The following is a 24,624-nucleotide window of genomic DNA, read 5'->3' as shown; positions in this document are numbered from 1 at the left end:
TGGCGCTTTTTTTTCTTCTATAAGTTATCCAATGCCTGTTTTAAATCCTGCCAAATATCTTCCTTGCCTTCGAGCCCTACAGAAAGACGCAATAGCCCGTCTGTTATTCCCATCTGTTCTCGGTTTTCCTTTGGCACAACAGCATGTGTCATGGTAGCAGGGTGCTGGATCAACGTTTCGGCGTCTCCAAGACTTACTGCAATTTTAATCAATTTTAACTGATTCAGTAACTTTTGTGCTTCCTCTTTTCCACCTTTCACAGTGAAAGAGATAAGCCCACCACCCTTTTTCATCTGCTTTTGCATAATGGAATATGCTTCGCTTTTCTTATCACCAGGGTAATATACCTTTTCAACCATTGGATGTGCTTCTAATTGTTCGAAAATGTATTCCGCATTATCACAATGGCGATCTAAACGGACATGCAGGGTCTTCAATCCACGGATCAAAAGCCAAGCGTCAAACGGAGACATCACTCCTCCGATATCCTTTAAGGTGGTCATGGAAATTTCTGTGATCATTTCTTTGGAACCGACGATTAATCCCGCAATAACATCCCCATGCCCTCCGATATATTTGGTGGCACTGTGAATAACAATGTCACAGCCGATATCAAGTGGCTTCTGCAGATAAGGGGAGCAGAATGTATTATCCACCACCACTTTTATATTTTTCTCTTTTGCAATAGTTACGATAAGATCAAGATCGATAAGTGCCATCGTAGGGTTTATGGGCGTTTCCACATAGATGCAGGTCGTATTCGGTTGGATTGCTGCCCTGATATCCTCCTCTGATTGCATGGTACAAAAGCTATGGGATACCTCATATTTACTTTTTAACAACTGCAATAAGCCAAACGTACAGCCATAAATCCCTTGGGAGCAAAGAATATGGTCATTGCTTCTTGTTAAAGCAATCAATACCGCAGACACTGCTGCCATTCCGGAGCCGAATGCAAGACCCGCCTCTCCGTTTTCAAGTGCTGCAATCCGCTCTTCCAGCATTTTCACTGTTGGATTTCCAAGCCTTGAATATATATAACCTTCTTCTTCTCCGGCAAATCTATTTTCCCCTTGTTGTGCCGTTTGAAAGGAAAAGGTAGAAGTTTGAAAGATTGGTGGTGCCAAGCTTCCCTGATAAATGGAACTATCATATCCATGGTGAATGACTTCTGTCTCAAACTGCTGCTTATTTTGCTTTTCCATAATAATTTCTCCCTTCCAATTTCCCATCCATTACTAGCATATGGCAAACAAAGAAAAATTGAAAGCGTTTTCTTTTAAATTTTGTTTCCTCATAAAAACCCCTCCTTTTCTCTTAAAGGAGGGGGTTCAGTTTGTAGACAAAGCTTAAAATAATGAGATTCTCAAGTTGATCGCAGTGGAAGGAGCGTAGACTCCTGCGGGAGGAAAGGACATGGAAGACCCCGCAGGGCGTAGCCCGAGGAGGCTTCCGGACTGCCCGCGGAAAGCGAAGCTCCTGCAACGAAGATCAACTCTTCCAACAGAAAACCTAACTAGTTTATAGTGTGTCAACAGTCTGCCCCCCTTTTCTCAATTAAAGGAGGGGGTTACACTATTTTTTCAAATTACTAACTCTTGCACTTTTCGAGTGATTCAAAGCACATTTGATTCTTACCTTGATCTTTCGCTTTATACAAGGCATGATCCGCTCTTAGAAAAAGATCTTTCGGGGTATCCGTTGAATTCTTGCTCCAACATGATATTCCACAGGAAACCGTTATCCCCGGGTTGGTCTCTTCCCTTATCTTATCTATGATTCTAGTAACTATGCCCTTCCCCAAGGTTAGGTCGATTTTCGGCAAATAGATGGCAAGCTCTTCCCCACCCCATCTTGCCCCGATATCCGTATCTCTGATATTGGCTTTAATGATATTGGCTACCTGTATAAGAATTTTATCCCCAACTTGATGTCCGTATGTATCGTTAACAATTTTGAAATCGTCGATATCCAATAGAATGAACGTACCGTAAGAATCATGTTTCATGGACTTTTCTATTTTATCGTCCAAATATTTCCGGGAATAAAGCTTTGTCAAGTAATCAGTGATCACATATTGCTCCAATTCCTCTCGCAACATCGAATTATTAAAGGCCAATGTGGAATGGTGAATCAGTGATTGTAATAGCTTAAATTGTTCAAAACTGAAATAGTAAGGTAATGGATGTGTAAGGACACATGCTCCTTTGATTCCATTTGGCGCAAGCATCGGAATAACCATACAAGAACAAAAAGGAAGGTCCGACAAGCGCTCATGTACCCGAAGGTCACCAATAAAAAGTGGTTCTCCATCGGAGTAGAGATACTCCTCCATATGTATTAGGTATTTCTTTATGTCCTTTTGTTGGAAGAAGTCTGTTGAACCCGGCAACACTTCCGCCCCTTTTTCCTTGAATAGAATAAATGCGGCTTCCTTCGCCTTAAAGGAAATTAGGATTTTCTTGACCATAAATGTGGTCACTTCCGACAACCTAAGATTAGTATTTAATTGATGGGAGGTTTCATTTATCAACTGCAAATCGGAAATGACTTGTTTGGATTGCTCATAAAGATGCGTATTTTCCAGTGCAGAACCAGTGGCATCTGCTATAAGCTTGATGAAATCTATCTCTGCTTCAGGGAGGGTGGTGGCATCTAGAGACATAATTTGGAGAACTCCGTACACTCCCTGCTCACCTTTAATGGGAACATAAATGTATGCCCTTCTGTCTATAATAGAATTTTCATATTGGACATCGCCTGTCACATAGGCATTCATGGCGCATAGGTTTGTATCATCAAAGTCCAATTTTTTAATAGGTAGATGCTGAAGATCATCATTATCAGAAGTAAGCAAAAGTAGATAGGAAAAGTCGTCATACATTTTTTGCAATAACTTGATGACTTCTGATAAAATGCTTTCCACTTTCATAGCAGAATGAAAATTGGATGTGATGTTATATAATTCTTCATATTGTTTCTCGATGTATCTTTTATGTATGTATTGATTATAGTGTTGAAAAATGATTGAAAGCTCTTTTGAAATATGATTGAAGCTATCTAATGGAAGGGGTAGCGGAGAAAGGAAATGCAGATCTATCTTCCCGATGGCATCTGCCTCATCAAAAAGCGGTATGACTACATTTTCCATATTGCTACCAATGTTCATGGGTGCGGAATAGGATACAGCCTGTTCACATATAGTGGACAGATTTCGGGCTACGGGTTTTCCTTCCAATGTGACGATTGCCTGTTCCGCACAGAGCTCCTCTTTCAATAGAAGTTGCAATTGTGTCAGAAAAGTAGATTGTGTTAGATCGGAAGACGAAAGGAAAAAATCAAATATTCTGCTTTTAATTTCGAGCATCTTGGTATTAGATTCCATTATTTTCACCTTTTATATTACTTATTACCTATATTATAACGGTAATAGGTAACATTTTCCTAGCATTATTTTAAGGCACTAACAAAATTGTATCTTTTTCAAATAGAACGAACCATAAATCTTCATTCTCGGAAAGGCGAACAACCGATAGCGGTTTTTCTTCCAAAGTCTTTTCAAGTATCGGGCCCTGTTTATTGTTTACTTGCAGAACATAATTGTCTGTATCCAATTCTTCTATATTAGTAGAAAAACTTTGTTCTGCCTTTATTCTGAATTTCTCTTGCCTTTTCTCCACTAGCAATTCCGGGTTGTAGTAGATCCAATTGTTTTCTTCCTTCAACCAAACCCCATCCGTTTTTTGATCCTGTTGCATATCGGTTGGCGCAATCTTCAGGTTAACTGCTTGCATGGTTTCAAAACGATAGTTGTTCTCTGTATCCACTTGATAGGTAACAAGAATCGGTTCCCCTTCATGTTCCCTCACCATTGTAAGCTTGGGAATGGCCTGTTCCTGATTTCTCTCTTGTAAGACCACAGCCATTTGCTTTACTGTTTTTTTATGTAGCGGGGCGTTGGCGGCTTCATCCTGTGGAGTATATTGATTTACAAATAAGTACAGTGTGATAGTTGCAATTGCAGCAATAATGGAGAATCGAATAACTTTTTCCTTGCCAGTTTCCTTATACATCTTCATTCCACCTTGATATAATTCTGAAAAAATTATATCATAAACATCTACTTTTTTTTCCTATTTAATAGTTCACAAAACATTTTAAACTGTAAAGTCCCCAACCTTTTTGAAACTATCCTTGACTTCTTATCCTTTTTTCCGATATAATAGCCTTTGTGTAAAATATTGCAGCCTATGTGGTATGCTATGTTGATTCATTTTGTTCCCCGTATTGCTTTACGGAGGTGTATCGTGTAACTCTTTGCTGCAGAGCGAGGATACATGAAAACAAAATGTCCAAGTAGATTAGTCACATCTGTTATTATTTTACAACAAATAATAACACGAAGGAGGAGTCATTCATGGCTCGTTATACAGGTCCAAGTTGGAAACTCTCTCGCCGTCTAGGCATTTCATTAAGCGGTACAGGTAAAGAATTAGAAAAGCGTCCTTACGCACCAGGACAACACGGTCCTAACCAACGTAAAAAGCTTTCTGAGTACGGCTTGCAATTACAAGAAAAACAAAAATTACGTCACATGTACGGCGTAAATGAGCGTCAATTCCGTAGCATTTTTGATGCTGCTGGTAAAATGCAAGGTAAGCACGGTGAAAACTTCATGATTCTTTTAGAATCTCGTTTAGATAACCTAGTTTACCGTTTAGGTCTTGCTCGCACTCGTCGTGGAGCTCGTCAATTAGTAAACCACGGTCACATCACGGTTGATGGATCTCGCGTAGATATCCCATCTTACCGCGTAAAGCCTGGTCAAGTAATCGGCGTTCGCGAAAAGTCTCGCAACCTAAGCTCTGTTAAAGAATCTGTTGAAGTAAACAACTTCGTACCAGAATTCTTAACTTTCAGTGCTGACGCTTTAGAAGGAACGTTCACTCGTTTACCTGAGCGCTCTGAATTAGCTGCTGAAATCAATGAAGCACTAATCGTTGAGTTCTACTCTCGTTAATAGTGATGACCTCAAAAACAGGACGGAATTTTCCGCCCTGTTTTTTTATTGCCTAAAAGGATTTTTCCATTCCATTAAGGTGGCATAGTTACGTGAATCCTCGTCTTCCAGGTAGTTTTGCGCCACTTTTACAGGGCTCCTTCCACAGCGTAAAAGGAAGGTAATGACAGGGTCCTTGATGTCGCCACTCACCACTTTTTCAAGGTAGTCCTCCGCTGACATTTCATCTTCATACTTATGATAATGCGGCATCCTTCCACCACCAAGTAAGCGTTCCATCCCAAGCTGTATGACCACTTCATACATAGATTGCATGAGCCACTTACCAAGCCCAAGTTTCCGGTATGATGGACTGACGCTGATATCCACCACATACAAAGTGTTTCCTTCAGGCTGGTGGTTACGAATGTAGCCGTTATCCGTAATTTGCTCCCAAGAATGATCAGGCTCACCTGGGGAATAATTAACACGCAAGCCAGTCATCGATCCAGCAATCTCCCCATCAATTTCTACACAAAGTGCCCCTTCCGGAAACAAATTCACATGATTCTTCAGCTGTTCCTCGGTCCACCACAGCTCTGATGGAAATGGTGGCGGAAAACACTCCTGCTGTACGCGAATCAGTTGCGCAAAGTCCTTTTCCTGATAATTTCGGATAACAGCTTTAATCGGCTTGTCATTATCAAAAACATAAACCTCTTTTCGAAACAATTCCATCCCTCCTAGTAAGCACTTTATAAACAAGTTTACCACCTATCAATTTGTGAGTGTAAAAAAAAGACTGCCCAAACGGACAGCCCTCACAAAAAGTTAGTATTTAATAAGGAAGTATTTCTTCTTCCCTCTTCTTACAACCGTAAATTGACCCTCGATACGGTCGTTTTCACCTAACACATAAGCAAGCTCTTGAACCTTCTCCCCATTAATGGAGATAGCGCCATTTGTAATATCTTCACGTGCTTGACGCTTAGAAGGTGCAATTTTACTCGCAACCAATAATTCCACTAATGCAAGCTGCTCCTCGTTTTCCACTGTAAAAGAAGGAACATCTGCAAAGCCCTGCTTGATTTCATCGGCAGAAAGTTCAGAGATGGATCCACTGAACAATGCTTTAGAGATGCGAATTGCCTGTTCTAAAGCATCTTCCCCGTGCACCAATTTCGTTACTTCTTCTGCAAGGCGTTTATGTGCGGAACGCTTTTCCGGTGCTTCTTGCAATTCTTTTTCAAGCTCTGAAATCTCACCATGAGACAAGAACGTAAAGAATTTCAAGTATTTCACAACATCACGGTCATCTGTATTGATCCAGAATTGGTAGAACTCGTAAGGAGATGTCTTCTCACGATCTAACCAGATTGCGCCGCCTTCTGTTTTACCGAATTTCGTGCCATCTGCTTTTGTCACTAGAGGAATTGTCATACCAAATGCTTTGGCATTTTCTTCGGACTTACGGATTAACTCCATTCCTGCAGTGATATTTCCCCATTGATCACTTCCACCAATTTGAAGCTTACAATTTTGACCTCTGTATAAATGTAAGAAATCTAAGGATTGAAGAATCATGTAACTGAATTCCGTGTAGGAAATACCAGATTCAATTCGAGATTGAACGGAATCTTTAGCAAGCATGTAATTAAGACCAAAGTTCTTTCCGACATCACGAAGGAAAGAGATAACATTCATTTCCCCAATCCAGTCATGGTTGTTTGCAATCACTGCTGGATTATCAGTAGCTGTGAAATCCAAGAATTGAGATAGTTGACCTTTAATACGATTGGACCACTCCACTACGATATCAGAAGTATTCAATGTACGTTCCGCTTTTTTTCCACTAGGATCCCCGATCAAACCAGTTGCTCCACCTACCAACGCGATTGGATGGTGCCCTGCCTGCTGGAATCTTTTTAATGTAAGAATCGGCAGCAAATGTCCGATATGCAAACTGTCCCCTGTTGGATCAAAACCAGAGTATAACTTCACCTTTTCCTCCGATAAAAGCTTCGTCAATCCTTCTTCATCCGTAACCTGATTCACTAACCCTCTAAACTGCAGATCCTCTAATAAGCTCATGATATAATCTCCTTTTTTCTAAGAAAGTTTGATTGTTTTAAAACCCTAGCTGTTGATTGTAGCACAGAGCGCAGACTCCAACGGGAGGTAGCGGGTAGTGGAGACCCCGCAGGTTTGCCGAGGAGGCTCCACAGGCGCCCCGTGGAAAGCGAAGCTCCGTGCGGAAATCAACAGCGGTGTCAAAGAGTGTTCCAAAACACAAAAAAACCCATCCCTCCTATAAAAGAAGGGACGAGTTTATACGCGGTACCACCCTAATTGAAAAGCAGACTAAGCCGCTTTCCCACTCAAAAATGTAACGGTTCTCACCGTCTCCTGCTACTAAGCCTACGTTAAGCCTTTCCCAAAAGATGCTCGAGGAGGTAATTCATCCAAACAGGTGTACTGATTCTCACCAACCATCAGCTCTCTTTAAGCATGCCTATTTGTACTACTTATTCCTGTCTTAGCACATTCTATAACTAATCAAAAATTTATATAAAGTCTTTTTACCATAAAAATGAGTTTCATGTCAATATAATCTTTAAGAAAATTTTGGTAAAGAATAAAAAGTTTGTCGCTATAAAACCTCAATATGCTATAATTAGTATGATTTGCCGGGGGGTAGATAAATTATGTCAAACTACGACAAGTTCAAAGAAAAATCGCAGACCTTTTTTCGATTTTTTGTAAATAATAAGACGAAAAAAGGCGCCAACATTACATATTTAGTAGTGTGGAATCTAATTCTTGTTTTTCTCGTTATCGGATTGATCGGCGTGTCTTTCGCTGGTGGTGCTGGTGCCGGATATTTTGCCGCACTGGTAAAGGAGGAGCCTATCCGTTCTTATGAAGATATGAGAACAAACATTTACAACTACGAAGAATCTACAGAAATGTATTTTGCAGATGACGTTTATTTGGGAAAATATCGTGCAGATCTACTTCGTGAAGAAGTGTCCCTGGATAACGTTTCAGAGCATTTAATCAACGCGCTTATCTCCACGGAGGATGAGTACTTCTACGAGCATGAAGGGGTCGTACCAAAAGCGATTGTCCGTGCCATTGTTCAAGAAGTGACAAACTCGGCCAACCAAACCGGTGGTAGTACGTTGACACAGCAATTAATCAAGAACCAAGTTTTAACAAACGAAGTCTCCTTTGATCGTAAAGCGAAAGAGATTCTTCTTGCCCTTCGATTAGAAAACTATTTTTCAAAAGAAGAGATTTTAGAAGCATACTTAAACGTTTCCCCATTCGGAAGGGATTCAAATGGTAGAAACATCGCAGGAGCCCAGACTGCAGCTGAAGGTATCTTTGGCGTAGATATAGGGGAACTGTCGATTCCACAGGCCGCTTTCATTGCTGGCTTGCCGCAAAGTCCTTTTGCCTATACTCCATTCACCCGTTCCGCAGAGGTAAAAGCGCCGGAAGGACTGGAGCCTGGCCTTGAAAGAATGCGCTATGTTCTACACCGGATGCACACAATGGGACATATCGATGACAAGCAATACGAGGAAGCAATGGCATATGATATTACTAAGGACTTAACAGGTCCAACTAATAGTGCCATTGACGAATTTCCATATGTAGCATTTGAAATAGAAGAAAGAGCACAGGAAATCATCGCTGAGCAACTAGCATTAAATGATGGATACGAGAAAACAGACCTAGAAAATAACGATGAATTGTATAGGGAATATAAGCTTTTGGCAGACACCGCCTTAAGGCAAAAAGGGTATGTCATCAAGACTACCATAGATAAAGAGATCTATTCAAAAATGAGGGAGATAACGCAAGAGTTCCCTTATTTCGATAATACAAAGGTTTACTCCTATGAAGAAGAAGAAGATCCGGATACCGGGGAAATGGTTGCAAGAAACGCAGAGCAAGTAGGGGCTTTGTTGATGGATAACAAAACAGGTGCAATCATCAGTTTTGTTGGGGGACGCGACTTCAAGCTGAAGGATTTGAACTTTGCAACGAATACATGGCGTCATAACGGTTCCACGATGAAACCATTATTAGGATATGCACCTGCCTATGAGATGGGAACTTTACAGCCTGGTAGTATACTTGCAGATACACCATTGACGGTAAATCTTCCAGGTCAAAAGCCATGGTCTCCTAACAACTGGAACAACCGATTCAATGGTTTACAAACGGTTCGTGAATCTGTTGCCCTATCCCATAACTTGGCAGCTATCCGCGGATATATGGAAATCCTTCCACAACGTCCAATGGATTATCTATTCAAGCAAAACTTCACGAAGCTTACACAAGGCGATGCCGGAAACATATCAGCTGTTCTTGGATCTCCATCAGTCGGGGTAAGTGTAGAAGAGAACACTGCCGGTTATGTAACCTTTGCAAACGGAGGAAATTACGTAGAACCGTACTTAATCGAAAGCATCACCACAAAAGATGGCGATGTTATCTATGAGCATAAGGTAGAGCCGGTTGAGATCTATTCTCCACAAACAGCCTACCTGATGATTGATACGATGCGCGATACCTTCAAAAGGGGTACTGCCATACCTGCTAGGGATTATCTACAATTCCGTGCAGATTGGGCTGGTAAAACAGGTACTACACAAGATACTCATGATATTTGGATGATGGGCTCTAATCCTAACATCACTTTCGGACTGTGGATGGGTTATGATGAGCGACACGTATTAAGAAATATCGGAGATCGGACACCTACTAAAAGAAGTCAATTATTATGGGCACAACTCTTGAACGGAGCTTACGACATCAACCCTGAATTAATCGGTCCTTCCGAACAGTTCCAAATGCCAGGCGGAATCGTCCGACGAAGCTATTGTAAGTTGTCTGGGTTGCTTCCATCCGACCTTTGCAGCAAGGCAGGGTTGGTTGGGGAAGATCTATTCAATGCAAAATATGCTCCTACCAGAACGGACGACAGCCTGACAACAGGAAAATATGTTCAAATTGGCGATGTGGCGTATGCACCGTTAAGTTCCACTCCAAGAGAGTTTGTAAAAGAAGGACCAATGCTGAAACCTGATTTCTTAAAGAAATTACAAATTAGCAGTGTGGAAGAGCTGGCAGAGTACATGCCAAATAGTTCGATCTTTGATGGTTTGACCGTACTATCAACGGATCCACTACCATCCAATAGTTCAGCACCTGGACAAGTTGGTGGTGTGAGCATTTCCGGTTCCACCCTGAAATGGTCCGCAAGTTCTCAAAAGGACGTTATCGGTTATTACGTCTACTATAAAGCGAACAGTTCAAGCTCTGCCAGCAAAATTGCGGCTGTGCAGGCTGGGAAAAATCTATCAACAAATGTCTCACAAAAATCTGGTTTCTTCTATGTCACTGCCGTTAATGCAAGTGGCAAAGAGTCGTCCCCTTCAAGCTCTGTGAAGCTTGGGGATCCCGACAAGAAAGAAGAACCTAAGCCAAAGCCAAAACCAGATCCAAAACCACCTTCCAATGGCGGCGGTAATGGTGGTGGAAACGGTGGTGGTGGAAACAACGACGGCGGCGGAAGTGGCGACGATAATACCACAGATCCACCACCAGATGATAGCGGAGATGACGAAGAAGATTGATTTCTCTTTTCTAAGAATGTAAAAAAGGCACTTGATCCACTGGGGCAAGTGCCTTTTTATGTTACATCAACGCCGCTTCCTGCTTCTTCTTACTACTCCATATGCTTGCCACAATAAGGACTACAAGAGAGGTAGTGATGAGTGTTCCATGAAGGAACCAAACCATCTGAGGCATTGTGAAGCCTTTCAATAAAAGGGGAGCAAGGACAAATCCCAGAGCGAATCCTAACGATTTCAACAGCATTCCAACTGCGAAAACACGGCCCCTTATGTAATTTTCCGATTTTTGCAGAATACTTGCATGTAACGTGGTAAAACACGCATCAAATACTCCTGTTAAAAATGCGAAAAATAAAATCACGCTGACAACTGTATTGGATAAGAAGATAATGAAGCCCAGTGACATGAACATGGCCGATAAAAAAAAGACGGAATAAATTTTATCGCTCCTGATAATTTTTAATTTTGGAATGGTGTATGTCGCAAGAACGGAACCTATCCCCCATACACCCCAAATCATGCCGTAATAAAAGCTTTGACGCTCCCCATTAATCTGTTCTGCCAATAATGGAATCCCCAGATTATGCGAACTACCTGCAAAAGCGCCGACAAGAAACACGATGTTGATCATAAGAAGCATAGGTGCAACCTTTAAATATTTATATACTTCCTTCGTATCCCTGATAATGGACAATGCACTATTTTTAAATCCTGTAACAAGTTCCTTGCTCGCCTTGGCTTCTGTTGTGTTCCATTTCATCCGCCACAGTACAACCCCAGATAAAAGATAGGTCGCTGCATCAATCATCAGGGTGTATTTATATCCTAACACTTCCGTAATAATCCCGGCGCCAATAAAGCCGGTAACAAGGCTAATCGATGTCAACCTGGCAATAAGGGAATTGGTTTCAATTATTTTGTCCTGGCCGAATATTTGAGGAACTTCTGCACTGAAACTGACCATAAAAAAGCTATTGATAAAACCGATCATCGCAGATACTACCAGGATCATAACTGGATCCGGAAAAGGAATCAACAGAAGAATCAATCCGGCTCTCAAGATGTCTGTCACAAGCATGATGGCCTTCCTGTTCCATTTATCTGCTGCCACCCCACTTACGAGGCTTGCCAAAACCCCACCGATTGTTCTGGCTGCCATTGTTGCAGCCAACCAGACAGGGCTCCCTGTTGCTGCATAAACGACTACATTCAATACGATTAAATCCATAAAAGAGCCGAAGTCTGATAATGCTTTCGTGTATAAAAATAATTTATGTTTTCCCATTGCGGCTTCCCCTATTCTCTATGTTCTGTATCTATAGTACTCTTGTTTAGGTTTATTTCGCAATACGAAATTTTAAAAAGTCGAATATTTCTTTTTGTTCTACCATTTAGGCGGAATGTTCTACACTTTAGTGGATAGTTTCTACCACTTTCATGCGACCTTCTACCTTTTAGAGAAAACCTTCTACCTTCCAACAAAATTCGACAAACCTCACCTCCCCCATATTCAAAAAATCCAATTAAAAAAACAACAACCCACCGCAAAACGGCAGGTTGTTGTTTGAAAACTAAGCTCATTAATCTTCCATTGTAGACAAATCACCAGTCGGTAAATCCAGCTCCCATGCTTTTAACACGCGACGCATGATCTTACCGCTTCTAGTCTTCGGAAGCTTATCCCGGAATTCAATCTCACGTGGCGCCGCATGTGCAGCGAGACCACGTTTAACAAATTGGCGAATCTCCTCTTTCAGCTCATCACTTGCTGTGTGCCCGTCACGGAGGGCAACGAACGCCTTGATGATCTCTCCTCGTACTGGATCAGGTTTACCGATTACACCAGCTTCTGCTACTGCAGGGTGCTCGACAAGCTTGCTTTCCACTTCAAATGGCCCGACACGCTCACCAGATGTCATGATAACATCATCGATACGGCCTTGGAACCAGAAGTAGCCTTCTTCATCCATATAAGCGGAGTCCCCGGATACATACCAGTCACCAGGCATGAAATAAGACTCATATTTCTCTTTATTGTTCCAGATGGTGTGCATCATGGACGGCCAGCCTTTTTTAATGGCAAGGTTACCCATGCGGTATGGAGGCAATTCATTTCCTTGATCATCTACAATTGCTGCTTCTACTCCCGGAATCGGTTTACCCATGGAACCAGGCTTAATTTCCATTGCAGGATAGTTACAAATCAGCTGGGCTCCTGTTTCTGTCATCCACCATGTATCATGGACGCGCAGGTTAAATACCTTCACTCCCCAACGAATAACTTCGGGATTTAAAGGCTCCCCGACACTCAAGATATGACGCAAGGAGGAAAGGTCATACTTCTTCACCACTTCATCCCCTGCTCCCATCAGCATGCGGAATGCTGTTGGCGCGCTATACCATACAGATACACCATAATCAGAGATTGTTTCATACCATGCTTCCGGTCTGAAACGTCCACCAACAATGACATTGGATGCCCCTACAAGCCAAGGGCCGAAGATTCCATAAGCAGTCCCTGTTACCCAACCTGGATCTGCCGTACACCAGTACACATCTTCTTCCTTCAGGTCAAGTACCCATTTCGCCGTTTGATAGTGCTGCACCATCGCATTATGCACATGCAGTACCCCTTTAGGCTTACCTGTAGATCCACTAGTATAATGAAGGACTAATCCATCCGTCTTTTCTACCCATTCCATTTGAAGCTTTTTGCTCGCATCTTTCATACGGGAAAGGAAGTCCACATAAGGACCTTCCTCTTTCACATCATCCCCGACAAGTACCACATGCTTCAATGCGGGAAGATCATCAAGAGGAATTCTTTTTAGAAGTTCAGGAGTCGTTACGATCACTTTTGCTTCACTATCTTCCAAGCGATCTTTAACAGCACCCTCCATGAACGCTTCAAATAATGGCCCGACAATTGCACCAAGCTTAATGGCACCTAGAACGGCAAAATATAATTCCGGTGAGCGCGGCATAAAGATGAAGACACGGTCTCCCTTTTCCACATCACACGTCTGTTTTAAAATGTTTCCCGCCTTGTTGGACATTTCTTTCATTTCCTTGAACGTGTACTTTTCATCACGTTCTGGATCACGATAATACAATGCCACTTTATTTTTTCGTGCAGATTCTGCATGGCGATCAATTGCTTCATATGCCACATTGACTCTTCCTGTTTCGGCAAAGCTGAAGTTCTTTTCCACCTCTGACCAATCAAAATTACGATAGGTTTGTTCATAGTCTTCTAGATTGTAGTTCCCCTTCGTTACTGGTAACGCTTCCACTTTCATCCACAAACACCCCTTATGTATAATCTACAATTCTATTATAGTACAGATGGAGTTTTTTCTCAATTTTTTAAAAATTGATATTATTACATGAATAATTTCGTATTTTCTAGTAGACTAGAGGTAGAGCGTGATGAAAGCGTTTTAATTATCTTGTGTTTTTTCTGTAAAATGAGAAAATATAGCTAGAGATTCACTATTATTCTTGTAGGTAAAAGTAGGTGGGAACTTAGATGGAACATAGAAAAACGTATAATGCAAAAGAAATCAAGACAAGAAACAGCCGTTTGATCATAGAGGGGCCAGTCACTCCCGAGAAACTGGCAAGCTATGAGTTTCATAAAGATCTTGTTGCATTTAGACCTCCTGAGCAGCAACGTAAAGCCTTAATTGAAATTGCAGGGCTACCAGAAGGCAGAATCATCATTGCAAGAACACAAGATACCATTGTTGGATATGTGACCTATTTGTATCCGGACCCAATGGAGAGGTGGTCCGAAGGCAAGATGGAAAATCTCATTGAGCTTGGTGCCATTGAAGTGGTCCCGGAAGTGCGCGGTAGCTCCGTTGGTAAATCCTTGTTACAGGTCTCGATGATGGATGAAATGATGGAAAACTATATTGTGATAACTACTGAATATTACTGGCATTGGGATTTGAAAGGTACTGGCCTGAATGTCTGGGAATATCGAAAAATAATGGAGAAAATGATGAATGCCGGTGGATTGGAGTACTATGCAACGGATGATCCAGAAATCAGCTCACATCCAGCCAATTGCTTGATGGCACGCATCGGCACAAATGTCGATCAGGAGTCTGTTCAGAAATTTGATCAACTACGCTTTCACAACCGCTTTATGTACTAGCATATGATGTCTTAACCGGAACTTGTTTGACAAGGAGGAACGACCATGATTGTAGAAAGAATTATGAAGAAGGATGTATTTACGCTGCTCCCGACGGATACAGTTGAACGCGCACTTCTTCTAATGGAAGAAAAAAGCATCCGCCACATCCCGATTGTAAATGCCAATCATCAATTGGTCGGCATCATTTCTGATAGGGATGTTCGAAATGGATTGCAGGCTGCCTTATATGGAAATAGCACCCAAGAAGATTTGCAACAGCCTCTTTCAAAAGTGATGAAGACCAACTTGTTGACGGCCCATCCTCTTGACTTTGTAGAGGAAGTGGCAGCAACATTTTACGAATATAAGATTGGCTGCCTACCAATCGTCCAGAATTCTAAACTAGTTGGAATTGTCACAGAAACAGATCTTTTGTATACATTTGTACAATTGACAGGTGCAAATCAACCAGCTTCTCAATTTGAAGTGAAGGTGGAGAATATCGCCGGAAAATTGGCCGAAGTGACCTCCATTTTAAGCAAAAGGAAATTAAATATTCTAAGTGTGCTTGTCTACCCTCATCAGGATGAGCAATCTAAAATACTAGTCTTCCGTGTACAAACGATGAACCCTACAGGAGTCATCCATGACTTACAGGAGGAAGGCTATGAAGTACTCTGGCCGAACTTACCGGGTGTTACTTCATGAAAAAAGCAACTTTTGTCTACTCGGATGATTTTCAAACCTATAAATTCAGCGAAAATCATCCGTTCAATCAACTGAGAGTCAAACTGACTTATGACTTGCTGCATAAAAGCAAGTTTCTATCATTCCAGGATATTATTCCACCTAGAATGGCAACAGATGAGGAATTGGCGCTGGTGCATGACCCGCGCTATATTGAAGCTGTTAAATTGGCTGGAAAAGGGCAGTTGTCCAATGAAAAAGCAAACAACTACGGTCTTGGGACGGAGGATACCCCTATCTTCCCGAACATGCATGAGGCAAGCGCACTGCTTGTGGGTGGAACCTTAACTGCTGTCGATCAGGTCATGACGGGTAAGTCAGAACATGCATTAAACCTTGGTGGCGGGCTTCATCATGGATTCCGTGGCAAGGCATCCGGCTTTTGTATTTATAACGATACGGCCGTTGCCATCAAGTACCTTCAAGAAAAATACGGTGCCAGAGTTCTTTACGTTGACACAGATGCCCATCATGGAGATGGTGTACAGTGGGCATTTTACGAGGATCCTGATGTATGCACCCTTTCCATTCATGAAACGGGGCGCTATTTATTCCCTGGGACGGGGAATGTGAATGAGCGTGGCCAAGGGGATGGTTATGGTTATTCATTTAATATCCCCATTGACGCTTTTACGGAAGACGAGTCTTTCCTGGAAGTGTACGAACAATCATTAACAGAAATTGCCGAGTTCTTTAAGCCTGATGTCATTCTTACCCAAAATGGTGCGGACGCTCATTACTATGACCCTCTCACCCACCTTTCCACTTCCATAAAAGTGTACCGGGAGATACCGAAGCTCGCTCATAAAATTGCCCATCAACATTGCAAAGGCAAATGGATTGGAGTTGGAGGCGGGGGCTATGATATCTGGAGGGTCGTACCAAGGGCATGGTCTCATATATGGTTGGAAATGATTGAAAAGAACGATGTGCAAGGTTCTTTGTCAGAAGATTGGATAAACGAATGGAAAGATCAATCACCAGTGAATTTACCTGTTACTTGGGAGGATAAAGCAGATTTGTACAAACCTATCCCACGAAAACAGGAAATCACCGAGAAAAATAAACAGATCCTGATGAAGGCGCTATACCCTATCAGCCACCTGCGAAAAGATAATTCCCAGATTGGTTAATCATCTCAAACGGAAATCAAATGAACTTAACAATAAGAAAGGCTCTTTTAAACGCCGCTGTTGATTTCCGCATTAGGCTTCGCCTTTCCTAGGGGCGTTTGGGGAGCCTCCTCGGCTTTGCCTGCGGGGTCTCCCCTAAACGCTATCTCTCTTAGGAGTCTTTGCCTATTGCTCTAATCAACAGCTAGGTTGCTTTAAAAATCAACAGGAAGCTTTAACATAGCCAAAAGAAAAAAGCCAACCCTACACCTTTGGCGTGGAGTTGGCTTTTCGCTTTTTCAATCGATTCTCTCTTCCTGCTGCGGATCAGAAATGACTATCTCGACTCGCCTATTCTTTTGATAATTTTCACTTGACGTGTTTTCCACTATAGGTCTTGTATCACCATATCCAACTGCAATAAACCGCTCAGGATCCAAGTCGTGAGAATCCACCAGATAGCGGATGACGCTACTTGCTCTCGCAGCAGACAATTCCCAGTTAGAAGGGAATTTGTCGGTTGAGATGGGACGATTATCCGTATGGCCTTCTATTTTGACCAGATTAGGGATTTTATTTAAAAGCGTCCCCACCTTATCCAAGAATGGATGAGCGATGGGAAGGATTCTTGCCTCTGCCGTCTCATATAATACTTTTTCTTCCAGAACTAGAACAATTCCTCGTTCCGTCCTATTGGCCACTACCACATCTTCTAAATCATTTTCCTCCAGGAATATCTGCACTTCCACAAGGAGCTCCTGTAGGCTATCTGTTTCCGATTCCGTTTCACGATTTTCTGGTTCTTTAGAGACATCATCCTGATTATTCGTTGATTCCGTATTGACGGAAAAGTCCGTTGGGTTTTCAAATGGGACAGCGGAAGGATTATAATCGAGAATATTCACTTGCTTGAATGATTCTGCTACCGCTTTGAATTTAACAAGATCTATCTGTGACATGGAAAAGAGTAAAATAAAGAATACCAGGACAAGCATGAAAAGATCGGAAAACGTAACCATCCATTTTGGTGCACCTTTTTCATGTGCTTCCCTTTTTTGACGCTTCATTGAAAATTCTCCTCGAGCGTTTCAGCCACAGCTTCATCCTTTTTAACCCGATCTTGACTGGAAAGGAAGGCTGATAACTTTTCCTCCAATATTTTAGGGTTTTGACCAGATTGTACGCCGATGACCCCTTCTATGATAATTTGTTTCAAGAATACTTCTTTTTCTGTTTTATTGGCTAGTTTACTAGCCATCGGGAGAAAGACTAGATTTGCTAACAATGTTCCATATAAAGTGGTCAAAATGGCAATAGCCATATTGGGTCCAAGCGTAGTCGGGTCATTCAAATTTTTCAGCATCAGTACCAATCCGATGAGCGTTCCAATCATCCCCCATGACGGAGCATAATCCCCCGCTTTTTCCAAAATGCTTCTTCCTTTCATATGCCTTTCTTCCATGGCAGAGATTTCCGCATTCATAATATCATGGATCACTTCAGGCTCCACCCCGTCCACTGCAAGCAGCACGCCTTTTTTTATGAAATCATCTTCTACTTCTTCTAGCTCAGCCTCAAGTGCCAGTAAGCCTTCTCTTCTTGCCCGGTCAGATAGCCTTACAAATGTTTCAATTAGATTTGGTAATTCATTTTCCTGTCTGGAAAATGCAGCTTTCATCACAGTCGGCATTACCTTCATTTCTTTGAGATTGAACGTAATTAATAAAGCTCCAAGTGTTCCCCCTATCACAATGAAAAAAGAGGGAAGATGCAAGAAGTTGCTTGCACCGCCAAACCCTGAATTATTAACGATACCGAATAATATCATAGCCAAACCTAGTACAAGACCTATTGGTGTTAACACATCAAACTTTTTCATACTGTCTCCCCTGACCTTAAACGCTCTTGTTTGTTTTTAGTAACTTACTTCAATAACTCCCAGTTTCCATCCGTTTCAGGTGGTCGCTTTCCGCGGGACGGTGCTTGAGCCTCCTCGGCTTCGCCTGTGGGGTCTCAAGCTACCGTTTCTCCCCCGCAGGACAAGGAAAGCTCCGAAGCATTTCATCGCACGAAGAAAATGCGTTAGCATTTTCGAGGAGTCTCCCACCTTGCACTCCAGTCAACTGGGGAAAGTTGTGTAATCACTTGAATTAACATTTTAAGATAAAGAAAGAGGACAAACGTTATTGCTTTTGTCCTCTTCTTTTACTATCTATATCGACAGCTTTATTATTTTGTTGAGCGTCTAAATTCAATTCTATGCGGAAGTACGACAGTTTGGTCTTCCACTTTCTCTTTGTTCATAAATTTCGTTAATAGCCTCATGGCAACTGCCCCAATATCATACATCGGTTGAACCACGGTCGAAAGCTGTGGGCGCACCATTGTCGCTAGTCGGGTATTATCAAAACCTATTACTTCTATGTCTTCAGGGATATTCAGACCATTGTCTTGAGCACCATGGATGACCCCTAGTGCCATTTCATCGGTACCAACAAAGATTGCGGTAGGACGGTCTTTCAAGCTGATCAACTTTTCAACCGCTTCAATACCCGAATCATAGGAATAATCCCCTTCTAGAACAATCTCTTCATCATAGGACAAACCAGCTTCTTCTAAAGCACGCTTGTATCCTGTCAGCTTTTTCTCTCCGTTGATCGGTTCTTCAAAAAGGCCTGACACATAACCCACACGCTTGTGTCCCTTCTCAATCAATGCTGTTACAGCATCAAAGGCTGCTTGTACATAGTCGATCGTTACAGACGGTACCTTATTGTCTCTTTCAATGGAGGCTGCCAATACGATTGGTACAGGAGATCTTTCAAACTCCGCTGCAAGCTCTTCGGTAATGTTTCCACTCATGAAAACAATTCCATCCACTTGCTTGCCAAGCATCGTGTTCAGTAAGTGTAACTCCTTGTCCACATTTTGGTCGGAGTTGCTCAAGATGATATTGTACTTATACATGGTTGCAATATCCTCGATACCACGAGCTAGCTCTGCATAGAAGATATTGGAGATATCAGGAATGATTACCCCAACCGTTGTCGTCTTTTTGCTTGCCAATCCTCTAGCAACTGCATTAGGGCGATAGCCAAGACGCTCAATGGCTTCCAATACTTTTTTTCTAGTGGTAGGTTTTACATTCGGGTTTCCATTTACTACTCTGGAAACCGTGGCCATGGAAACATTCGCTTCTCTGGCAACATCATAAATCGTTACGTTCATTCGCACACACTCTCCTTCATTTTTCATGCATCTATGTAAGGCAATATTTAATAAGATAAATTTGGCAAAATAACGCATTTATCTAATAATCATACGTTATTCTTTGACTACAATCAATGAATTTACTATACTCCTCCTCATATCTTTTGCTAAATGTAAATTTTTTATGAAAACTTGTGAATACAAGAAAAGACGAGCGTTTCAATTCGCTCGTCTTGGAGAAAATGTTTATTATGACTTGTACGAATAATGACTGCGTAATTCCGTGATGAATTCATTGAATTGATCAATGTCCATCTGCTGTGCCGCATCAGAAAGTGCTACTGCCGGATCTGGATGAACTTCTGCCATCACTCCATCTGCACCGATTGCAAGTGCAGCCTTTGCAGTAGGCAATAGAAGATCTTTTCTACCAGTGGAATGTGTTACATCCACAAATACAGGTAAGTGAGTTTCTTTCTTCAGGATTGGTACAGCTGAAATATCCAAAGTATTTCTAGTTGCTTTTTCGTACGTTCTAATTCCGCGCTCACATAGGATGATCTGGTCATTCCCTTGGGAGATGATGTATTCAGCTGCATTGACGAATTCATCAATGGTTGCAGCCAATCCTCTTTTGAGGAGTACTGGTTTTCTCACCGCACCTGCGGCCTTCAGTAGTTCGAAGTTTTGCATGTTACGTGCACCTATCTGGATGACATCGACGTAATCACAAGCGACTTCAATATCTGCAGGGTTGATGATTTCACTGATGATTGCCATATCATATTCATCACCAACACGTTTTAATATTTTCAATCCTTCAAGTCCAAGTCCTTGGAAATCGTAAGGTGAAGTTCTAGGCTTGAACGCACCACCGCGAAGCAATTTAACTCCTTGTGCTTTTGCAGCTTGTGCAACCTGTGCAACTTGTTCATAGCTTTCTACTGCACAAGGACCGATGATGAAGTTTTGAGATCCATCACCAATTTTCACACCCTTGACTTCTACAACCGTATCTTCCGGTTTTTTCTTACGCGACACTAGCAATGCTTTTCTATGATCGTCTTTTTGCAGTTCCAAACCTGCTTTGAAGATCTCTTTGAATAAATGTTGTAAAGTGGAGGTTTCGAAAGGACCATCGTTATGCTCCGTGATCAAGTCTAGCATTTTTCTTTCACGGACTGGGTCATATCGATTTACACCTTGCGCTTCCTTTAGCTTACCAATTTCCTGGACAAGCTCACCGCGCTTGTTGATGACCTCTAGTAGTTGTAAGTTGAGTTCCTCGACTTGTTTTCGCAAGGCGTCTAGTTCGTTATGACTCATATTATTTCATCCTTTCTGTATTTATAACAGTACCGAATTGTGGTACATTTCTATTAATTAGTTATTATATACGATGACTTTAAGATTGTCACGGATTTTTTCTTTATTAATTAAACGCTTTTAAGCGGTAAAGTATCATATGATTGAAATTAGGGATGGTGAATGTTTTTTGATTTTCGCATTGGACATAGGAACCAGGTCTGTAGTTGGCCTGCTTTTGGAAAAAGAAAACGATAAATTCCGCATGATTGACATGGTGGTAAAAGAACATGATGAACGTGCCATGTTGGATGGCCAGATCCATGATATATTGGCAGTTTCAAAAGTGATTACATATGTGAAGGAACAATTGGAGAAAAAGCACGGGCCTCTCACAAAGGTTTGTGTAGCCGCTGCCGGAAGGGCTCTAAAAACCCAGACTGCATATGCCATTCAGGATATCAAAGGGAAAGCACTTTTCAAGGAAGAGGATATTTTTCTACTTGAACTGGCTGCGGTACAAGAAGCACAACGTAAATTACTACAAGGGAACCAAATAGATGATGCCAATCAGTATTTTTGTGTTGGTTATTCGGTACTCCGTTATTATTTGGATGAAGAGGAGATTGGCAGCCTTCTTGATCAACGTGGAGAAAAAGCTTCTGTTGAAATCATCTCGACGTTCCTTCCTAAAATTGTGGTGGAATCTTTGATTTCCGCACTGCAACGCTCCAACTTGCAGCTCGAAGCCCTGACTCTTGAACCGATAGCAGCCATTAATGTCCTCATTCCAGCGTCCATGCGACGCCTTAATATTGCATTAGTCGATATTGGAGCGGGTACCTCTGATGTAGCAATTTCAATGGACGGAACCGTAACTGCTTATGGGATGGTTCCTGTTGCAGGTGATGAAATTACAGAAGGCCTGAGTGATGCCTTTCTGCTGGATTTTCCACAGGCTGAACAGGCTAAGAGGGAGATGCTGGCAATGGAAACCATCACCTTTACAGATATATTAGGCTTTGAACAAACCCTTTCAAAATCTGAAATGGTGGAACATATCTTGCCATCGATTGAAAAACTTGCAACGTCCATTACGAATGAAATCAAAAGACAAAATAATCAAAAATCCCCTAAAGCTGTCATGCTTGTAGGTGGAGGTAGTTTGACACCGTCTCTTCCAGCTTTGATTGCTAGAAATTTGGAATTACCTGAAAACCGAGTTGCAATTCGTGGAGTGGATGCCATCCAGCAGCTTCACCCTACCACCCTACCGGTGAAAGGACCTGAATTCATCACCCCTATTGGAATAGCCATAGCTGCAAAAGAAAAACCAATTGAATACGTTTCTGTCACTGTCAACGAAATGCCCATCCGCTTATTTGATGTAAAGAAATTGACGATTGGTGACAGTCTCTTAGCATCAGGAATCAACATCAATAAACTTGTCGGGAAACCTGGATTAGCATTGATGATAGAAAAAAATGGGGAAAAGATTACTATTCCTGGCAGCTTTGGAGAACCGCCAAAAATATATAAGAATGGCCAAGCCGCTCAGGGCTTTGATTCAATTGAAAATGGAGACGAGATTTTCGTAGAAAAGGGACAAGATGGAGAAGCTGCCAAGGCAACCGTAGGACAACTGATCGGAACGGAAAATAAATCTTTAACATTACTTTTAAACGGGATTCCAGCTGACCTCAATCCCACTATACTAGTAAACGATAAGCCTTCTACGTTGGATACCCCTCTCGCAGACAGGGATAAAGTAACCTTTAGCTATCCAAAAAACATTAAAGAGCTACTTGTGTCCACAAAACAAATGACAGAGGATGATTTGGAACCGTTTTACCTATACATTAATGACGATAAAACCACTTTTCCTTCTCTTTCTGTTCAGTTAAGGCGTAATGGTAGCAAGGTGTCTGCCAACGATACCTACTCTAATCATGATCAGATTGTATGGGAGCAGGCAGCAAACGCAACAGTTAAAATGCTGTCCATGCTTCAACAATACGAAACAAAACAGGAAATTGTCGTCACTTATAAAGACGCTAAAGTGGTATTATCAAAGAGCCTACTTGAATTTTACCGCAATGGAGAATTATTAGGGGAAGAGGATTTACTAAAAAGAGGCGACCATTTGCAACTGATGGTCAGACGGAAAGAACCATTCATCTTCCAAGACATATTCAGGTTCGTAGACATCGAAAAACCAATAGGAGCTGGATCCTTCGTTCTAAAGAAAAATGGAGTAAAAGCATCCTTCTATGACCTAATCGAACACGGTGATGAACTCGATATAGAGTGGGAAAACAAGAGGGTTCCGGTATAAATGAGTAAATAATCTTTTAGCTGTTGATTAGAGCACAGGGCGGCGAAGACTCCTACGGCAGGTAGTGCTTGGCTTAGGCCCTGCAAGCACCCTGTGGGATTAAACCGCGGTGTTAAGAAAGAATAAAACGAACGTGCGTCGATGCACGTTCGTTTTATTTTACATTTTCCTGTAAAGAAGAATACGTGATTTTCCAATGAGAAGCATTCCACACAACGTCTCCACCCTTAAACATTAAAGCTTGCGGAGATTCATGCTTCACTCCTGTAGCTTCCGCAATATGATTGGAAAGCTGTCTTGCTTCTTGGACATTTAAGTAATAGCAAGGAACCTGATCCTGATCTGCTACAAAATTCTCAAATTCTTCAAAAGCAGCATGACTAATGGGACAGGTTGTACTGTTTTTAAATAAGAGAAATGTTTCATTTTCTTGGAGAACCTGATTAAATTCTTCTACGGTTTGTATCATAGTTTTATCCATATTTCCGACATCCTTTACAATTGAATTATGAAATTAAAAACGGCGAAGCTATCATATCACTTCGCCGTTTGAATCTCAAGTTATGAGTTTACGTTCTGTACGTTTTGTTCGTTCTGTGCATTCTGTTCGTTCTGCTCTTCTTCACTCTGTGATAACTTTTTCTCTACGTCCTCTAATGCAGCTTTTGTATCTTCTAGTCTTTGTTTTACTTCGTCAGACATGTCCTCGGTACCATTCTCAATAGCAGTAGCCGCTTCAGAGATGATATCTTGAACCTGCTCTTGCAGTTCCATGGAGACATCCCCATTTTTTTCTCTCAACTGCTTAACTTTATCCATCACTTGTTGAGTTTGATCTGTGATGGCTTTTGTTAATTGGTTGGTTTTATCTTTAGCTGTTTCAGCAAGTTCAGTAGTATATTCAGTAGCTTGAAGCTTCCAAAGGTCAGTTCTTTCCTTTAGTTGAGTTGCCTGATCTGTAATATCCCCACGAAGTTCTCTACCGGATTTTGGAGCTAGGAATAGCGCAGTAGTAGCGCCCACGATTCCACCAATTAATGTACCGATCAATAAGTCCTTTGCATTGATGCTGTCTTTGTTAACTTCTTGATTTTTCATCTCTTCTTTGCTCATTTCCGATT

General features: G+C 41.7%; 19 protein-coding genes and 1 other annotated feature. Of the genes, 6 read left to right on the top strand and 13 right to left on the bottom strand.

The window, feature by feature from the left end:
- Window positions 1-17: 17 nt before the first annotated feature.
- From megL to EKQ44_RS10345, 3 genes are all read right to left on the bottom strand, one after another.
- Entirely contained in the window at window positions 18-1,205 is a 1,188-nt protein-coding gene (gene megL / locus EKQ44_RS10355; RefSeq protein WP_237663460.1) for a methionine gamma-lyase, read from the bottom strand.
- A 386-nt stretch (window positions 1,206-1,591) separates the two neighbouring features.
- Complete coding sequence (locus EKQ44_RS10350) at window positions 1,592-3,385, bottom strand: sensor domain-containing diguanylate cyclase (RefSeq protein WP_237663459.1); 1,794 nt, start codon at window positions 3,383-3,385, stop codon at window positions 1,592-1,594.
- Window positions 3,386-3,455: 70 nt separating this feature from the next.
- Window positions 3,456-4,073: a hypothetical protein gene (locus tag EKQ44_RS10345; protein ID WP_237663458.1), complete on the bottom strand. Its 618-nt coding sequence runs from the start codon at window positions 4,071-4,073 to the stop codon at window positions 3,456-3,458.
- 344 nt (window positions 4,074-4,417) lie between these two features.
- Here EKQ44_RS10345 and rpsD point away from each other — a divergent pair, with 344 nt between their 5' ends.
- A complete protein-coding gene (rpsD, locus tag EKQ44_RS10340) occupies window positions 4,418-5,020 on the top strand; it encodes a 30S ribosomal protein S4 (RefSeq protein WP_237663457.1) in 603 nt (200 codons plus the stop codon).
- Between the two features lie 45 nt (window positions 5,021-5,065).
- On the opposite strand, the gene EKQ44_RS10335 is transcribed toward rpsD, so the two are convergent.
- Both EKQ44_RS10335 and tyrS read right to left on the bottom strand, forming a co-directional pair.
- Window positions 5,066-5,731 carry a GNAT family N-acetyltransferase gene (locus EKQ44_RS10335; RefSeq protein ID WP_237663456.1) on the bottom strand — a complete coding sequence of 222 codons (666 nt, stop codon included), beginning with the start codon at window positions 5,729-5,731 and terminating at the stop codon, window positions 5,066-5,068.
- A 99-nt stretch (window positions 5,732-5,830) separates the two neighbouring features.
- The gene (gene tyrS / locus EKQ44_RS10330; protein WP_237663827.1) at window positions 5,831-7,093 is read right to left on the bottom strand and encodes a tyrosine--tRNA ligase; all 1,263 of its coding nucleotides are present in this window, start codon (window positions 7,091-7,093) and stop codon (window positions 5,831-5,833) included.
- A gap of 221 nt (window positions 7,094-7,314) precedes the next feature.
- Window positions 7,315-7,546: a binding site (T-box leader), on the bottom strand.
- A 158-nt stretch (window positions 7,547-7,704) separates the two neighbouring features.
- Here tyrS and EKQ44_RS10325 point away from each other — a divergent pair.
- Complete coding sequence (locus EKQ44_RS10325; RefSeq protein WP_237663455.1) at window positions 7,705-10,650, top strand: transglycosylase domain-containing protein; 2,946 nt, start codon at window positions 7,705-7,707, stop codon at window positions 10,648-10,650.
- Between the two features lie 61 nt (window positions 10,651-10,711).
- Here EKQ44_RS10325 and EKQ44_RS10320 read toward each other — a convergent pair whose 3' ends face one another.
- Window positions 10,712-11,935, bottom strand: a complete 1,224-nt coding sequence (locus EKQ44_RS10320) for an MFS transporter (RefSeq protein WP_237663454.1) — start codon at window positions 11,933-11,935, stop codon at window positions 10,712-10,714.
- Between the two features lie 295 nt (window positions 11,936-12,230).
- On the bottom strand, window positions 12,231-13,949 hold the full coding sequence (acsA, locus tag EKQ44_RS10315; protein ID WP_237663453.1) for an acetate--CoA ligase: 1,719 nt from the start codon (window positions 13,947-13,949) through the stop codon (window positions 12,231-12,233).
- Between the two features lie 230 nt (window positions 13,950-14,179).
- Between acsA and EKQ44_RS10310 the strand changes: the two genes are divergently transcribed.
- From EKQ44_RS10310 to EKQ44_RS10300, 3 genes are read left to right on the top strand one after another with little or no spacing between them, the layout of a single operon-like run.
- Window positions 14,180-14,812 (top strand): GNAT family N-acetyltransferase, encoded by a 633-nt coding sequence (locus tag EKQ44_RS10310; RefSeq protein ID WP_237663452.1) that lies wholly within the window; start codon window positions 14,180-14,182, stop codon window positions 14,810-14,812.
- A 45-nt stretch (window positions 14,813-14,857) separates the two neighbouring features.
- Entirely contained in the window at window positions 14,858-15,502 is a 645-nt protein-coding gene (locus EKQ44_RS10305; protein ID WP_237663451.1) for an acetoin utilization AcuB family protein, read from the top strand.
- Window positions 15,499-16,674 carry an acetoin utilization protein AcuC gene (locus EKQ44_RS10300; RefSeq protein WP_237663450.1) on the top strand — a complete coding sequence of 392 codons (1,176 nt, stop codon included), beginning with the start codon at window positions 15,499-15,501 and terminating at the stop codon, window positions 16,672-16,674. The genes EKQ44_RS10305 and EKQ44_RS10300 overlap by 4 nt, the downstream gene beginning before the upstream one ends.
- Before the next feature lie 278 nt (window positions 16,675-16,952).
- On the opposite strand, the gene motS is transcribed toward EKQ44_RS10300, so the two are convergent.
- From motS to EKQ44_RS10280, 4 genes are all read right to left on the bottom strand, one after another.
- Window positions 16,953-17,720: a flagellar motor protein MotS gene (gene motS, locus EKQ44_RS10295; RefSeq protein ID WP_237663449.1), complete on the bottom strand. Its 768-nt coding sequence runs from the start codon at window positions 17,718-17,720 to the stop codon at window positions 16,953-16,955.
- Complete coding sequence (gene motP / locus EKQ44_RS10290; RefSeq protein ID WP_237663448.1) at window positions 17,717-18,532, bottom strand: flagellar motor protein MotP; 816 nt, start codon at window positions 18,530-18,532, stop codon at window positions 17,717-17,719. The genes motS and motP overlap by 4 nt, the downstream gene beginning before the upstream one ends.
- Window positions 18,533-18,882: 350 nt before the next feature.
- A complete protein-coding gene (gene ccpA / locus EKQ44_RS10285; protein WP_237663447.1) occupies window positions 18,883-19,881 on the bottom strand; it encodes a catabolite control protein A in 999 nt (332 codons plus the stop codon).
- A 231-nt stretch (window positions 19,882-20,112) separates the two neighbouring features.
- Window positions 20,113-21,189, bottom strand: coding sequence for a bifunctional 3-deoxy-7-phosphoheptulonate synthase/chorismate mutase (locus EKQ44_RS10280; protein WP_237663446.1), 1,077 nt, complete (start codon window positions 21,187-21,189; stop codon window positions 20,113-20,115).
- Between the two features lie 139 nt (window positions 21,190-21,328).
- Between EKQ44_RS10280 and EKQ44_RS10275 the strand changes: the two genes are divergently transcribed.
- Window positions 21,329-23,503 carry a cell division protein FtsA gene (locus tag EKQ44_RS10275; protein ID WP_237663445.1) on the top strand — a complete coding sequence of 725 codons (2,175 nt, stop codon included), beginning with the start codon at window positions 21,329-21,331 and terminating at the stop codon, window positions 23,501-23,503.
- 154 nt (window positions 23,504-23,657) lie between these two features.
- Here EKQ44_RS10275 and ytxJ read toward each other — a convergent pair whose 3' ends face one another.
- Together ytxJ and EKQ44_RS10265 are read right to left on the bottom strand one after the other, a co-directional pair.
- Entirely contained in the window at window positions 23,658-23,984 is a 327-nt protein-coding gene (ytxJ, locus tag EKQ44_RS10270) for a bacillithiol system redox-active protein YtxJ (protein ID WP_237663444.1), read from the bottom strand.
- A gap of 80 nt (window positions 23,985-24,064) precedes the next feature.
- On the bottom strand, window positions 24,065-24,616 hold the full coding sequence (locus tag EKQ44_RS10265) for a YtxH domain-containing protein (protein WP_237663443.1): 552 nt from the start codon (window positions 24,614-24,616) through the stop codon (window positions 24,065-24,067).
- Window positions 24,617-24,624 lie beyond the last annotated feature (8 nt).

The organism is Sutcliffiella horikoshii (assembly GCF_021991925.1).
GTDB classification, from domain to species: Bacteria; Bacillota; Bacilli; order Bacillales; family Bacillaceae_I; genus Sutcliffiella_A; species Sutcliffiella_A horikoshii_F.
This window is presented reverse-complemented; position numbering and strand designations above follow the sequence as displayed.

Bases quoted from the DNA above. Each gene is read 5' to 3' on its own strand.
- megL (WP_237663460.1), bottom strand. From the start codon at position 1,205: ATGGAAAAGCAAAATAAGCAGCAGTTTGAGACAGAAGTCATTCACCAT.
- EKQ44_RS10350 (WP_237663459.1), bottom strand. From the start codon at position 3,385: ATGGAATCTAATACCAAGATGCTCGAAATTAAAAGCAGAATATTTGAT.
- EKQ44_RS10345 (WP_237663458.1), bottom strand. From the start codon at position 4,073: ATGTATAAGGAAACTGGCAAGGAAAAAGTTATTCGATTCTCCATTATT.
- rpsD (WP_237663457.1), top strand. From the start codon at position 4,418: ATGGCTCGTTATACAGGTCCAAGTTGGAAACTCTCTCGCCGTCTAGGC.
- EKQ44_RS10325 (WP_237663455.1), top strand. From the start codon at position 7,705: ATGTCAAACTACGACAAGTTCAAAGAAAAATCGCAGACCTTTTTTCGA.
- EKQ44_RS10320 (WP_237663454.1), bottom strand. From the start codon at position 11,935: ATGGGAAAACATAAATTATTTTTATACACGAAAGCATTATCAGACTTC.
- acsA (WP_237663453.1), bottom strand. From the start codon at position 13,949: ATGAAAGTGGAAGCGTTACCAGTAACGAAGGGGAACTACAATCTAGAA.
- EKQ44_RS10310 (WP_237663452.1), top strand. From the start codon at position 14,180: ATGGAACATAGAAAAACGTATAATGCAAAAGAAATCAAGACAAGAAAC.
- EKQ44_RS10305 (WP_237663451.1), top strand. From the start codon at position 14,858: ATGATTGTAGAAAGAATTATGAAGAAGGATGTATTTACGCTGCTCCCG.
- EKQ44_RS10300 (WP_237663450.1), top strand. From the start codon at position 15,499: ATGAAAAAAGCAACTTTTGTCTACTCGGATGATTTTCAAACCTATAAA.
- motS (WP_237663449.1), bottom strand. From the start codon at position 17,720: ATGAAGCGTCAAAAAAGGGAAGCACATGAAAAAGGTGCACCAAAATGG.
- motP (WP_237663448.1), bottom strand. From the start codon at position 18,532: ATGAAAAAGTTTGATGTGTTAACACCAATAGGTCTTGTACTAGGTTTG.
- ccpA (WP_237663447.1), bottom strand. From the start codon at position 19,881: ATGAACGTAACGATTTATGATGTTGCCAGAGAAGCGAATGTTTCCATG.
- EKQ44_RS10280 (WP_237663446.1), bottom strand. From the start codon at position 21,189: ATGAGTCATAACGAACTAGACGCCTTGCGAAAACAAGTCGAGGAACTC.
- EKQ44_RS10275 (WP_237663445.1), top strand. From the start codon at position 21,329: ATGATTGAAATTAGGGATGGTGAATGTTTTTTGATTTTCGCATTGGAC.
- ytxJ (WP_237663444.1), bottom strand. From the start codon at position 23,984: ATGGATAAAACTATGATACAAACCGTAGAAGAATTTAATCAGGTTCTC.
- EKQ44_RS10265 (WP_237663443.1), bottom strand. From the start codon at position 24,616: ATGAGCAAAGAAGAGATGAAAAATCAAGAAGTTAACAAAGACAGCATC.